The organism is Vibrio sp. 10N.261.54.A5 (genome assembly GCF_041471145.1).
GTDB lineage: Bacteria > Pseudomonadota > Gammaproteobacteria > Enterobacterales > Vibrionaceae > Vibrio > Vibrio crassostreae_C.
Window position 1 is genome coordinate 1 of sequence record NZ_JBFRNU010000033.1, and the last position, 14,769, is coordinate 14,769.

The window sequence follows — 14,769 nt, forward strand, 5'->3', positions numbered from 1 at the left end:
ACATTTCAGGACGGGACATCGGTCAAAAAAAAGCCCAAACCTTCCTGTTTGGGCTTAGGGGAAAGGGCTCCGAAGAGCCTACGCTAATCGTTTTAATCTTTTGACTGTTAGATTGAAGTCTAGTTTAGATTCTCTAAAGTGCGATTTTTCTTTTTGGAAATAGTGACTTGAATTGATATTTATATAATTAGCTGTTGATTTACAAGCGCTCGCACACTGACTTATATGGCCGATAGAATAGAAAAAGCCCAAACAATTAACGTTGTTTGGGCTTTTTGTTTATTAAGGTGTATTCAGTGCGAACGCTTTTAGAAAAGGTTCTTATCGCGCACGAGTTCGCGTGGTAAACCGTTCTTCACTCGGTTGCCAACCCACTTACCAAGGCCGATGATTGCACCATTGTACTTCACTAGTACTTCACCTTTTCCTGACAAGTTTTCAGGGCGAACATCGCGGCCCATGAACCATTCACGAGCATCTTCAATACTAAGCTCTACAACATTAGCTTCATTACCTGTTGCGAGCGTTGTCGCTACTTGGTGCTGCCAGCGGTAACCTTTTTTATGGGTTTCAGCGATCTTGATTCCCATGCGAGAAAAACGGAACTCACCGATCATCGGCTCTAGCGCTTCTGGGAATAGCCAAACGTCTTTGTCGCGAATCCAAACCTGAGTATCGCTTGGCAATTCGATATCGAGAGTACTCATTAGTTGTTCAGCGACTTCTTGCTGAGTTTTCTTTGATGCTTTTTCAAATGGGAATTTACCCATACGTTTTTTAACTTCTGGTGGAGTAACAGACGCTAGTTTACGGATACGTGCAACAAAGAAACCTTCAGAGTCATAGACCTGTGGGAAGATGTGAAGAAAGCCTTCTTCTGTCGTGGTTGCTTTTGCGTTGTCGAACAGTGACTCAAGAGATTCAAACTCAACCGCATCACCAAAGGTTTCTTTTAGGTGATGACACACTTGTTGGTTCTCTTCGGTGCTAAGCGTACACGTTGAGTAAACCAAAACACCATTAGGTTTAAGAGCATGGAATGCACTTTCAATCAGATCTTTTTGCGTGTCGGCAATGTCGACCACAGATTGATACGTCCAGTTCTTCATCGCATCGGCGTCTTTACGAATGGTACCTTCGCCAGAGCAGGGGGCGTCTAGCAACACAGCATCAAACTGTTCTGGTAACCAACCACCGAAAACTCGACCGTCAAAGTTACTTAGAGCGGCATTACGAACACCACAACGTTCTATGTTAGCGTGAAGGACTTTCACACGGCTTGCTGCGTACTCATTGGCAACCAATACACCGCGATTATTCATTAGCGCAGCGATTTGCGTTGTTTTAGAGCCGGGTGCAGCCGCAGTGTCTAACACCGCTTGGTAATCAGCTTCACCTTGGAAAAGTGCCGAAGGTGGCATCATCGAGCTGGCTTCTTGGATGTAGAAAAGACCAGACATGTGTTCTGCCGTATTACCTAGTGGCGCTTCACTTTCATCAGCTGTAATCCAAAAGCCCGTTTCACACCAAGGTACAGGTTCCAGTTCCCAGCCTTTCTCTTTTGCTCGTACTAGGAAGTCTTCAACACTGATTTTCAATGTGTTGATTCGAATACTTTTACGAAGTGGTTTTTGGCATGACGCGACAAAAGAAGTCATATCTAGATGACTAGGCATGATTGCTTCGATGTGCGTTAGGAATTCTTCAGGAATATATACGTTAGCGTGCAAAAGAGTATCTCGATTTATTGCATTAATGCGGGGAGTTTAAAGCAAAATGAGGCCGTCCTAAACCATATTTGCAGCAAACAACAAAAATGCAGCCTAATGGCTGCATTTTGATGAAGAATTAATCTTCTTGAAACGTCAGGGGATTCTCTCTATGGGCGAGGAATCGCGGTTCTCCATGATTTCCACTCTTCTTCGGCTTGAGGATAGAGATAGAAAGACTGATCTTCGCTTGCCACCGGTTGAAGTTCATTCGTCGGCGGCGTTGAGAATGTAATCCCACCTCTTAACAAGCTGTCTACCGTTCCGGCTTTGATGTTGGCGCCAGACAGACCGATAGAAACATCGACACCCGACACGTTCCAGAACACAGTATTTGCACGGATTAGATACGCGTAGTCTGGTTCTATTTGAATCGTAGAGATGATGCGGTCAGCAAACTCGCCTAACTGAACATCAATAACACTGCCGATTTCTAGCTCACGGAATAGGATAGGCGTGCCTTCAGATACCGAGCCTCGCGTTTCGCTTTGTAGCTGGAATATCTTGCCTTCAGGCTGCACAGGTCCTTTGCTAAGCTCAAATTTCGTGTTTCTTTCACCTTTGCCCGGGTCTACGTTGATGTGTTTAGAGAGCAGCGCAGAGACGTTTTTGATGCCATTAAGGCCAATCTCAGGTTCTGCCAACCAGAAGTGACTGTTCGTTACGGCAATCTTGTCGACGTACTCAGGTAAAATACGCGCAGTAATTTCAATGCCGCCCTTGTTGAAGTTCGGAATCACCAAAGTAACCTCACCAACAGTGACACCTTGATATTTGATCGCCATGCCCTTGCTGACTTCTTGATCGCCAGAAGAGGTGATAGTAATCGCGCGGCCAAATTTTCGAGCGGATTTCGAATCTTTATAAAGCTTCCACACATCGCCGAGTTTGTTGTCGATTCCTGGCAGAGAGTCAAAAGCAATACCGCCTTGGATAAGGGTTTTAACTGGTGCCGCTTTAATGCTGATACCCGATAGCGACGCATCAACCTCAACGCCTGAACGGTTCCAGAAAACAGTGTGCTTGTTGAGTAAGTGCGTGTAACGATTTTCGATTGTGACTTTGATTCTTACGCCACCGTCTGCAAGCTGAAAATCAGAAATATTACCCACTTGTAGGTTGCGGTAGAGGAGTGGGCTGCCTTTAGAAATTGAAGGTAACTCACTGGCAAACAAAGAAAGTGTCTTTGAACCAGACTGATTAAACTTAGCAATTTCTGCTAACGACTTACTTTGGAAAAGTTGGTAGTCCGTTCGAGCTTCAGATTTACCTTCACTCACAAAGCTAATCGAGCCGGTAAGAAGCTGTTTTGCTGGTGGGACCGTAACACTCAAGCCTGATTCGGTTAGCTCTGCAGTCGCACTACCTGTCACAAAGAAACGGTTGTGGCTTTTGATAAGGTGCGCGTACTCATTATCGATAAGTGCATCCATGAAAACTTCGTGTTTATCAGAGCCCGTACCAACACCATCAACTAATCCCACATGGATGATAGAGCCAACGGCAATGCCTTTGTAGAGAAGTTGTGTACCGACATCTAACCCGAACGAATTGTTCGACGTTAAGCGAATCGCAACGGATTTCTCTTGTTCCTGACTGAATTCATTTTTGCGGATTGCAGTAAATCGACGCGCCTTTTCACCTTCACCCGGTACCAAGGTTAAAAAGTTACCTGTCACTAAATTGGCAATGTTTTTCATGCCAGTAAGCGACAGTTCAGCCTCTTCTAGAACGAATTTACTGCCGCTGTTTAAAAAGTCACTGAATGCCGGTTGGATAGCGGCAGATGCAACGACGTTTTCACGCCCTTCACTTAGCGATAAATCAGTGATTTGACCGATTTCAATGCCGCGATACATGATCGGAGCACCTGTTGCACTGATTTTATTATCATCGGGAACGGCAATCTTGATAGAGATACCTCGACCCGCTGTTTTCAGATCTGGGTAGAGTTTGAACTTAGTATTCATCTCAACCGGTTGGCCTTCTCCTGGAGAGTCGACCGCAATTGAACCGCCAAGCAATGCACTTAGGCTCTCTAAGCGAACATCAACACCAGAAAAGCCAATACTGGCACCTAAGCCACTGACATTCCAAAAACGGCTTTGGTCGGTAATGATATGGCTGTATTCATCTTTAATCGACGCTTGAATCGTAACGGATTTCGCGTTGTCGTTTAACTGGTAGTTGTAAACCTCACCAATTGGGATTTTACGGTAAACGATTTGAGAGCCAACAGACACGCCGCCCAGATCTTTGGTCGTCAGTGAAATGTTCAAACCTTCAGAAGCCAGTAAGTCAGAAGGGGAGGATTCTAACGCTTGGAAAACGGTTTCTGGGTCTTGTTTGGTTTCGCTCGGGTGGATAGCAATATAGTTACCTGAAACAAGTGCGTCTAATCCTGAGATACCCGACAAACTTGCTGTCGGTTTTACAAGCCAGAAACGAGTGCCTTTTGAGAGTAGCTTCTTCGCTTCAGGGTAGATGTCAGCATCGACATAGATGCTCGATAGATCTTTGGATAAGGTGATGTCGCGCACCATACCCACCTCTAAGCCTTGGTAACGAATCGTTGTTCGACCTGCGACTAAACCTGCGGCATCTGAAAAGTATATCTGAACACGTTGGCCTGCATCGTGGATCGATTTCATGACCAACCAACCGGCTAATGCGACGGTTAATATCGGCAGAATCCACAAAGGTGAGATGCCTTTGTTTTTCCTTACTTCTGGTGAATATGACGTTTGTGATTGGTTATCGTTGTTCATTCACTGACTCATCTTTAGAGGTGTAGTTATCCCAAATTAGCCTAGGATCTAAGCTTTCCGCTGCTAGCATCGTGAGAACAACCACGACGCCAAAAGCGACTGCACCATAACCTGGTGTAAAGTTTAAAATTTGTCCGCGGTCGACCAAGGTCATCATGATCGAAATAACGAATAGATCCATAACCGACCATTTTCCCACCCATTTCACGATGAAATAGATGGTCATACGTTGTCTGTGGTAAATCGTACGCTTCATCTTGATACAGATTAAGATGTACGCGAGGCCCAGTATTTTCGCGACGGGAACGACGATACTGGCAATGAAAATGATCGCTGCAATGCCATACATATCGCTATTTATTAGCGACGCGACACCGGAAATTATTGTGTCTTCTAGCCTTTGTCCGTTGGTGATAAGGATAGAAATCGGAATGACGTTGGCTGGCACAATAGCCACTGATGCGGCAAACAACAGTGCCCATGTCTTCTGTATAGAGTAGGGCTTGCGGTGGTATAAGTCATGGTGACAACGCACGCAAGTATGCCCATCCGGTTGAGATAGGTGGCAGTTGTGACAGTGTACGTTCTTACTTTCAGTAAATGAGTAGTCAGATTCTTTTGTCCAAGCTTCCCAGTAGCGACGCACGCTGATGCGGCTTACCAACAATACACTGAAAAGCTGCAGAAGAATGAGGCCAACCAATCCAGGGCCGACAAAAATATCTGAGTAATCTTGCAGTTTGAAACATGAGACCGCCAAACTTACCAGAAACACATCCAACATCATCCAATGTTTGAGAGTCTGAATAATGGCTAATGCATAACGAAAGGGTGTAAAGATCTTAAGACGCAGTGATGCATGAGTGATGAGTACCGAGGTGCACACGAGCAACGGAGCGATCGAACTGCAGAACAGGATCAGCAAACCAAGTAGAGGAAAGCCTTCGCCCATTAAGGTAAAAACACCCGATGGTAACGTCGCGGGTATCATGACGCCAATCAGGCGAATACTGATGAATTCAAAAAAGTGCGATGGGATAAACAGCAATAAGCAGGTAATTGCGATTGCTAGGTTTCCAGAGAGGCTAGGGGTACCGCCTCTATAAAGCTGAGTTCCGCATCTTGGGCAGTAAGCTGATTTCCCTAAAGGGATGTCCATTTTATCTACGGGAAGTTCGCAGCCCTGGCAAAGACGCACTGAGCTGCTGTCGCATTGGTGTTTTGTTGATAAAGGGTTGGTTACGGATGGGGAGGTCACGCGACCTCCCAAGTTGAAACGTAAGTTAGGTTAGCAACCCGACTTAAAGACTCAGAGCCACAAACATCAGGCGTGCGATTGCACACTGCCGTAGAGTGTTTGATAGAGTCCTTGTTGTTCAACCAATTCACCATGTGTTCCCGTCTGTGTGACTTGTCCATCTTCTAAAACATAGATTAGATCGGCTTGTTTCACCGCTGATAATCGATGAGCCACTATCAAAGTTGTGCGATCTTTCAAAAACTCGCTCAACGCTTTATGCAGTGCTGACTCTGTTGCTGTATCGAGTGCAGATGTCGCTTCATCAAGAATAACAAACTTAGGATTGCTCAGCACCATACGAGCTATTGCTAAGCGTTGTCGTTGACCACCAGACAGTCGAACGCCATTCCTACCAATTTGTGTATCTAAGCCATTGCTCAGTTGCTTGATGACATCTTGCATTTGAGCGACTTCAAGCGCACGCCACAACGACATTTCGTCGTATTCAGCACCAAGGGTCAGATTATGCCTTAATGTATCGTTAAAGAGTATAGGTTGTTGTAAAACAACGGCAATTTGATTGCGTATTACATCAAAGCTGATGTCATCGGTTGTTTCACCGTTATAGCGAATGCAACCTGAGTCTGCTTGGTAAACCCCAATCAGCAACTGGATTAACGTAGATTTACCCCCTCCACTCGCACCGACCAAAGCGACTTTTTTACCTGCAGGGATGTGCAGCGATAGCCTATTTAAAACAGTGTTTTCTAATGTGTAAGAGAATGTAACGTCTTCGATGTCAACTGTCACTTCTTGATCTTCAGTAAATGGGTTCACTTTACTGATAGGGCGCTTCTCTTCTTCTAACTGAAGAAGATCGTTGATGCGTTGTAGTGCCGCTTTCGCGCTATACCAAGAGAATTGAATCCCTAGTAGCTCTTGGACCGGGCCTAACATGAACCACAAGTAGCCAAATACCGCGAAAATCTGACCAATGGTTAAGTCACTGAATAACACCATTAGCATAGCGACGGCACGGAAAAGCTCGAAACCTAGTAAGAACAGCAGAAACGAAACACGGCCAGCAGCTTCAGATTGCCAAGCGTATTTGTCGGCATCGATTCTTACTTGGTTTGCTTGAACCTTAAGCTCATCGAGAAAGATACGCTCTTTATTCGCCGCGCGCAGTTGGTAAATGCCATCTAAGGTTTCCACCAAACGGTTTTGAAAGCGCTCAAAAGATTGGTTTTCGTATTTCTTAAGGTGTTTGACCCTGCTGCCTAGTTTACGGGAGAAATAAATCACAACAGGATTGACCAGTAAAATGAACAACCCTAAACGCCACTCTAGCCACAACAGCACGATCGCTGTACCGAACACGGTCAGGAAGCTGATGATAAATTTAGAAAGAGTCGAGCCAATGAACTTATCTATTGTCTCTATGTCTGTTATTAGGTGGGCGTTGATACCGCCGCTGCCTTTGGTTTCGTATTGTCTAATACTGATGCGACCAAGCTTATCTATCATCTTGCTGCGCATTTGATAGGTAATTGTTTTGGACACAAGCGTAAACTGACGCCCTTGCAGAATGTTCAACGCTTGGCTAACGGAGCGCATGATAATCACTAACAACAAAGTTAGTGCTATATAGCCAGTCGGTGTTTGTAATGAAGATGGAAGTAGGTGGTTCATCATCTCTAAGCCTGAAGCGGGCTTATCGAGTAATACTTCATCAACCATTAATGGCATGAGCAACGGGATAGGGACACTAATGAGAGTTGCAAATATGGCAATAATGTTAGCAAACAGTAATTTGGACTTGTGTTTTTTTACTTGAGTTATTAACCAAGAACGGCTAATAGTGTCTTCTGAATTGTTCATTGTAATGAGAATAAGTCCTATTTAGTTTGATGGCCGCATTCTACTGCGTTCTCTTGATAATGGAAGTCTCAATTTAATTGGAAGTTAATATGAAAATAGAACATTACCAACGCTTAACCAAACAAGCCGTTGCATTAATTGAATCAGAAACCGATCTAACTGCTAATCTTGCTAATATCAGTTCATTATTATTCATGGAATTGGATGACTTGAATTGGGCGGGTTTCTATTTAATGAAGCAGGATTTAGCTAAGGAAAAAGACGAACTTTTACTGGGCCCTTTCCAAGGTCAACCTGCTTGTGTGCGAATTCCGGTCGGGCGTGGTGTGTGTGGAACTGCGGTTGCGACGAATACAGTTCAGCGCATTCATGATGTTCATGAGTTCGAAGGTCACATCGCTTGTGACGCTGCAAGTAACTCAGAAATCGTTATTCCGTTCTCGATTGGCGGAAAAATCGCGGGCGTTCTTGATATTGATAGCCCAAATGTTGGTCGTTTTTCTCAAATTGACGAGGACGGATTGACATTTTTCATGGCAGAAGTGGAAAAGCTGCTTAATTCGCACGCGAACAAGGCATAAATTATTCTCTTACTGTGGTTTTTCCCAAGCATCTCTCTATAATACGTAAAAATATTTTCTTAATGCTCGCGGAAAACCGCAAAAACCAGGAACCCACATGGAAAACACTGAAAAGTTAAAAAACAGCAAAGAAGTTATCGCATATATTGCTGAATGTTTCCCTAAATGCTTTACTCTAGAAGGTGAAGCGAAGCCACTTAAAATTGGTATTTTTCAAGATCTTGCTGAACGTCTAAATGAAGACGAAAAAGTAAGTAAGACTCAGCTTCGTGCAGCGTTAAGACAGTACACATCATCATGGCGTTACCTGCACGGCGTAAAAGCTGGCGCAGAACGTGTTGACCTAGACGGCAACGCGTGTGGCACACTAGAAGAAGAGCACGTTGAACACGCTAAAGCTACACTTGCAGAAAGCAAAGCGAAAGTTCAGGCTCGTCGTAAAGAACAAGCACAAAAAGCTCGTGAAGAAGGCAAAGCGAAACCTAAGGCGAAGAAAGCTCAACAGCCTCGTCGTCAAGCGCCTAAAGCACCAAAAGTAGAAAAGCCTGTAGAAACACGCGCTTTGAACGCTGACGAATTCATCGCTGGCAAAGAAGTAAATGTGAACATGGGTAAAGGAAACATGGCTGCGACCATTGTTGAAATCAATAAGGAAGATGTGCGTGTTCAGTTAGCAAACGGCCTACAAATGGTTGTTAAAGCGGAGCACTTGCGCGCTTAAAGGAGATACTCCTACGCATGAAATGCCGTTCAAAATTGACACTGATTGCTGCTAGCTTTTGGCTAGCAGCTTCAGCTCAGGCTCTTGAAGCCAAATTAGATCAGGACGATTTACCTCTACTCGCTCCTGAGGTCCAACACGAAACTGCTAGTAAACGTGTTACTTCTCGATTTACTCGTTCTCACTATAAACACTTCAATCTCAACGATGATTTCTCTCAAGCTATCTTTAATCGTTACTTAGAGATGCTGGATTATAATCGTAATATCTTCACTCAAGCTGATATTGACTCTTTCGCTGCGTCATCTACACAAATTGATGATCAACTGAAAGCAGGCAATAACCAGATTGCATTCGATGTTTATAATTTGTCTATGCAGAAGCGTTTTGAACGTTTTCAATATGCATTGTCTTTGCTAGATACAGAGATTAAGTTTGATACCGATGAAAGTATTGAGCTCAATCGTAGTGAAGCGGAATGGCCAAAAGATATCGCTGAAGTGAATGAGCTTTGGAGAAAACGCGTTAAATATGATGCGTTGAATCTAAAACTTACTGGTAAAGAGTGGCCAGAGATTCAAGAAGTTTTGGAAAAGCGTTACAACAATGCGATGAAGCGTATTACGCAATCGCATAATGAAGATGCTTTCCAGATCTACATGAACGCATTTGCGCGTGAAGTTGATCCTCACACAAGTTACCTTTCTCCAAGAAATGCAGAACAATTCCAATCTGAGATGAACCTATCTCTAGAAGGTATTGGTGCTGTGCTTCAGATGACAGACGACTACACCGTTATTCGCTCTTTAGTTGCTGGTGGCCCTGCGTCAAACAGCAAACAATTGAGTGATGGAGACCGCATTGTTGGTGTTGGTCAAGATGGCGAAGAAATTGTTGATGTTATCGGGTGGCGTTTAGACGATGTAGTACAACTTATTAAAGGCCCTAAAGGGACCAAAGTTAAGCTACAGATCTTGCCAGATGGTAAAGATGCAAAAAGTCACGTTGTCACAATTGTTCGCGATAAGATTCGTTTAGAAGACCGCGCTGTTAAATCAGAAGTGATCGAGAAAGACGGCAAGAAAATTGGTGTATTAGAAGTACCAAGTTTCTACGTTGGCCTTTCTAAAGATACCGATAAACTGATCACCGAGCTTAAAGAGCAAGGTGTTGAAGGTATTATTGTTGACCTCCGAAACAACGGTGGTGGTGCACTGACTGAAGCAACTGAACTCTCTGGTTTGTTTATCAAAGAAGGACCTGTTGTTCAGGTTCGTGATAGCTACGGTCGTGTCAAAGTGAACAGCGATACTGATGGTCAAATCAGTTACCAAGGCCCGTTAACGGTATTGGTGAATCGCTACAGTGCTTCAGCGTCTGAAATCTTTGCAGCAGCGATGCAAGATTATGGCCGTGCAATCATCCTAGGTGAAAACTCTTTCGGTAAAGGTACGGTGCAACAGCATCGCTCTTTGAATCATATTTATGATTTGTTCGATAAAGAGTTAGGCTACGTTCAATACACAATCCAAAAATTCTACCGAATCAATGGTGGTAGTACGCAAAACAAGGGTGTAGTACCTGATATTGCTTACCCAACGCCAATTGATCCTGCAGATACTGGTGAAAGTGTTGAAGACAACGCTCTTCCTTGGGACAGCATCGACAAAGCGAAGTACTCAGTGTTACAGCGTAACGATGAGCAGATCGCAGCGTTGACGGCTAAACACGAAGCTCGTATCGCAACAGACATGGAATTTGGCTTTATCGCGCAAGATATTGAAAAATATAAGGCAGATAAAGACGACAATGACCTTTCTCTTAATGAAAAGGTTCGTCAACAAGAGAGTGATGATGCGGATGCGCTTCGTCTAGAGCGTATTAACCAACGTCAAAAAGCCGCTAAGTTAGAGGCATTTAAAACGTTGGATGATATTCCAAAAGACTACGAAGCCCCGGATGCTTATCTTGATGAATCAGTTGCTATCATGCTGGATATGATCAAGAAATAAACAAAATACCTGTTATAAGGTGATTGTTTAAAGACGTACTATTTGAAAAGCGAGCTTAGGCTCGCTTTTTTTGTGTCTATGATTTGACAGGAATATCTGATTGTAACCGTTTAGGTTGGCGCAAATAACACTCAATATTCAGGGTAATTTAGCTCTGTTTTGTGTTGAATAATGACACTTAAGTTACTTCGCACTTAAAATTTAGTGACTTAGATCATATTTTTTCGCTTTCTATTCATTACGTGCCTAAGCTTAAAGAAAACGAGGGGACGCTTATGAAATGGATTCTACTATTTTTATCTTGTTTAAGTTTTGTGGCTTTTGGGAGCGAGGTCGCTTCTAGCAGCCAACAATCAAAAAGTGATAGTAATCTATCTCATTTTGACCTTCCTCTGTTGCTTGGTGATTGGTATTTGATGAATCCAGATCCTGAGCAAGGTACTGAAAACTTTAGAGCAATCAAACTTACTCTCGATTCAAATTACTCATTCACTATCGATATCCAAAAGAAAGACTACAGTGTGGATCATTGGGAAGGTTTGTATAACGCCAATGAAGACACGATTATTTTGGGTTTGAATACTTCTGAGCCTCAGGTTTACGCGTACAGTAGTAATCATAATATGCTGAATCTTAACGGTGTTATGTTCACCAAAGCCTTGCCTAACGCCCTAGCTGGAATATGGTCAAGTGCCCAACTGTCTGGAAGCGATCTACGTGCGAGTAACATTCAAAAAATGGATTTAGTCCTTCAGCCGGACTTTATATTCATGTTCCGAGTATCAGATGAAGAAGGTGGTGAAGTCATTCGTCGCGGGGTGTATTACACAGAAGGCGATCAACTAGTGTTACTTTATGAGAACGGTGAACACGGCACTCGATATACACTGAACAGCGATGTGTTAACGCTGCAAGGTGAAGAGGGAGATATGTTTGCGGTACTCAATCGCATTCGATAATCGTGAGTTTTAGCAGTAACGGCGTACTCGTTGATAATATTGTGCACAGTTCATTTCTTAGGCGTTCCTGTCTGATTTGATTGATAAAATAGCAAAACATGGAGGCATTTTCTTACAATGCCTCCTTTTTTTAATATTCCCCTTGTTTTATTGGCGCTCAACCTTTAGATATATACAGTTAAAAAATAATTACGTATAACGATCAAAAGGAACCCGTCATGGCACATACACCTCAAGCCAAGTATCGTAAAGATTATCAATCACCATCTCACACGATTTCTGAAATCGATCTTACTTTCGATTTGTACGACTCAGCATCCATTGTTACGGCTGTTTCTAGTGTTAAGCAGGAGAAAGACAGCACGACATTAGTACTTGATGGTGAAGGCTTGAAGTTGGTTTCTGTTTTGGTTGAAGGCAACGAATGGACTCAGTACGAGCAGTCTGAAACTCAACTTACGCTGAATGACCTTCCAAAAGAATTTACTCTAACCATCGTTACCGAAGTTAACCCTGAAGGGAACAGTGCACTTGAAGGCTTGTACAAGTCGGGTGGCGCGTTCTGTACTCAATGTGAAGCTGAAGGTTTCCGCCGTATCACTTACTACATGGATCGCCCAGATGTGTTGGCGAAATTCACTACAACGGTAATTGCAGACAAAGCAGAGAACCCATTCTTATTAAGTAATGGTAACCGTGTAGATGAAGGTGAAGCTGAAAACGGTCGTCATTGGGTGAAGTGGCAAGACCCACATCCAAAACCAGCGTACTTGTTTGCTTTAGTAGCGGGTGACTTTGATGTACTTCGTGACGCATACACTACACAATCGGGTCGTAAAGTTGACCTAGAAATCTTTGTTGATAAAGGCAATCTAGACCGTGCGAGCCACGCGATGGTTTCTTTGATCAACTCAATGAAGTGGGACGAAGAACGTTTCAACTTAGAGTACGACTTAGACATCTACATGATCGTAGCCGTTGATTTCTTCAACATGGGTGCGATGGAAAACAAAGGCTTGAACGTATTCAATTCGAAGTTCGTTCTAGCAAACGACCAAACTGCAACGGATACAGATTACCTAGGTATTGAAGCAGTAATCGGCCATGAATATTTCCATAACTGGACCGGTAACCGAGTGACTTGTCGCGATTGGTTCCAGCTGAGCTTGAAAGAAGGCTTAACCGTATTCCGCGATCAAGAGTTCTCATCTGATCTTGGCTCTCGCGCAGTAAACCGAATCAACAATGTTCGTATTATTCGCGGGCCACAATTCGCTGAAGACGCAAGTCCGATGTCTCACCCAATTCGTCCAGAAAAAGTGATAGAAATGAATAACTTCTACACATTGACTGTGTACGAAAAGGGCAGTGAAGTGATCCGAATGATCCACACATTGTTGGGTGAAGACGGTTTCCAAAAAGGCATGACGCTTTACTTCGAACGTCACGATGGTACGGCTGCAACATGTGAAGACTTCGTCGCGGCAATGGAAGATGCGTCGGGCATCGACCTATCTCAGTTCCGTTTATGGTACAGCCAATCTGGTACGCCGACGCTGTCTGTTGAAAGTAAGTACGACGCAGAGAAGAAACAGTACACGTTAACAACTCGCCAAGTAACAGCGCCAACTCATGAGCAAACGGAAAAGCAGGCTCTGCATATTCCTCTTGATATCGAGCTGTACACAGCTGCGGGTGAAGTTGTTGAGTTACAATGTAACGGTAAGCCAGTTCATAATGTATTAGATGTGAAAGAAGCAGAGCAAACGTTCGTGTTTGAAAACGTTTCTGAGCAACCGATCCCATCATTACTTCGTGAATTTTCTGCGCCAGTGAAACTGGAGTACAACTATTCAGATGAAGAACTGATCTTCCTAATGGTAAATGCACGCAATGAGTTCTCTCGTTGGGATGCGGGTCAAATGCTATTAGCGAAGTACATCCGCAGTAACGTTGAGAAGGTTCAACAGGGTCAAGCGTTTGAGCTTTCTGATTCTGTTGTTGATGCATTCCGTGGCGTACTGCTGAGTGATTCACTAGAGCCTGCGTTTATTGCAGAAATGCTCTCTCTACCAAGCCACAATGAAGTATCAGGTTGGTATGAGCGTGTTGATATTGATGCGGTCGCATCGGTTCTTAACTCGATGAAAGTTACATTAGCTGCAGAACTTGAAGACGAGTTAGCGGCGGTTTATCACAGCCACGCACTAACAGAATACACGATCGATCACGATTCGATTGGTAAGCGTACTCTACGTAAAGTTTGCTTAAGTTACTTAGCTCATACTGGGCAGGGTAATGACTTGGTTGTTGCGATGTATCAACAAGCGAATAACATGACAGATACGATGGCAGCAATGGGCGCGGCAAACAGTGCACAACTACCATGTCGTGAAACCTTGATGGTGGATTACAGTGACAAGTGGAAACACGATGGTCTTGTTATGGATAAGTGGTTTGCATTGCAAGGTACAAACCCAAGTTCAAACGCACTTGAAGTGATCAAAGCGTCGATGTCGCACCAGGCGTTCAGTTTGAAGAACCCGAACCGTACCCGTAACCTGGTCGGTTCATTCTTAAACATGAACCCGGTTCAATTCCACGACAAGTCTGGTCAAGGCTATGCATTTGCTGGCGAGATCTTACGTGAGCTAAACAGCAGCAACCCACAAGTGGCTTCACGTCTGATTGACCCGCTACTTAAGTTCCGTAAGTACGATGATGAACGTCAAGCTCTTATCAAAAAAGAACTAGAGACGTTAAAGAACATGGACAACCTAGCAAAAGACTTGTTTGAGAAAGTGACGAAAGCACTAGAGGCTTAAGTCAGCGCGCATT

Annotated in this window: 9 protein-coding genes; 5 read left to right on the forward strand and 4 right to left on the reverse strand. The window is 43.8% G+C overall.

Annotated features, from left to right (window positions below; genetic code table 11):
• Positions 1–308 precede the first annotated feature (308 nt).
• From rsmF to AB4329_RS10300, 4 genes are all read right to left on the reverse strand, one after another.
• Positions 309–1,730, reverse strand: a complete 1,422-nt coding sequence (rsmF, locus tag AB4329_RS10285; RefSeq protein WP_372138234.1) for a 16S rRNA (cytosine(1407)-C(5))-methyltransferase RsmF — start codon at positions 1,728–1,730, stop codon at positions 309–311.
• Positions 1,731–1,879: 149 nt separating this feature from the next.
• The gene (locus tag AB4329_RS10290) at positions 1,880–4,537 is read right to left on the reverse strand and encodes an MlaD family protein (RefSeq protein ID WP_372138236.1); all 2,658 of its coding nucleotides are present in this window, start codon (positions 4,535–4,537) and stop codon (positions 1,880–1,882) included.
• Positions 4,524–5,807, reverse strand: a complete 1,284-nt coding sequence (locus tag AB4329_RS10295; protein WP_136982185.1) for a paraquat-inducible protein A — start codon at positions 5,805–5,807, stop codon at positions 4,524–4,526. Before AB4329_RS10295 ends, AB4329_RS10290 begins: the two co-directional genes overlap by 14 nt.
• 54 nt (positions 5,808–5,861) lie before the next feature.
• The gene (locus AB4329_RS10300) at positions 5,862–7,658 is read right to left on the reverse strand and encodes an ABC transporter ATP-binding protein (RefSeq protein ID WP_017059690.1); all 1,797 of its coding nucleotides are present in this window, start codon (positions 7,656–7,658) and stop codon (positions 5,862–5,864) included.
• 89 nt (positions 7,659–7,747) lie between these two features.
• Between AB4329_RS10300 and AB4329_RS10305 the strand changes: the two genes are divergently transcribed.
• The 5 genes from AB4329_RS10305 (at position 7,748) to pepN (ending at position 14,756) form a co-directional block, all read left to right on the forward strand.
• Positions 7,748–8,239: a GAF domain-containing protein gene (locus tag AB4329_RS10305; RefSeq protein ID WP_372138237.1), complete on the forward strand. Its 492-nt coding sequence runs from the start codon at positions 7,748–7,750 to the stop codon at positions 8,237–8,239.
• Positions 8,240–8,336: 97 nt separating this feature from the next.
• Positions 8,337–8,960 carry an RNA chaperone ProQ gene (gene proQ, locus AB4329_RS10310; protein ID WP_017057223.1) on the forward strand — a complete coding sequence of 208 codons (624 nt, stop codon included), beginning with the start codon at positions 8,337–8,339 and terminating at the stop codon, positions 8,958–8,960.
• Between the two features lie 17 nt (positions 8,961–8,977).
• A complete protein-coding gene (gene prc / locus AB4329_RS10315) occupies positions 8,978–10,972 on the forward strand; it encodes a carboxy terminal-processing peptidase (protein WP_017066965.1) in 1,995 nt (664 codons plus the stop codon).
• A 275-nt stretch (positions 10,973–11,247) separates the two neighbouring features.
• Positions 11,248–11,931 carry a hypothetical protein gene (locus AB4329_RS10320; protein WP_017059686.1) on the forward strand — a complete coding sequence of 228 codons (684 nt, stop codon included), beginning with the start codon at positions 11,248–11,250 and terminating at the stop codon, positions 11,929–11,931.
• Positions 11,932–12,149: 218 nt separating this feature from the next.
• Entirely contained in the window at positions 12,150–14,756 is a 2,607-nt protein-coding gene (gene pepN / locus AB4329_RS10325; RefSeq protein WP_017071899.1) for an aminopeptidase N, read from the forward strand.
• The last annotated feature ends 13 nt before the right edge of the window (positions 14,757–14,769 follow it).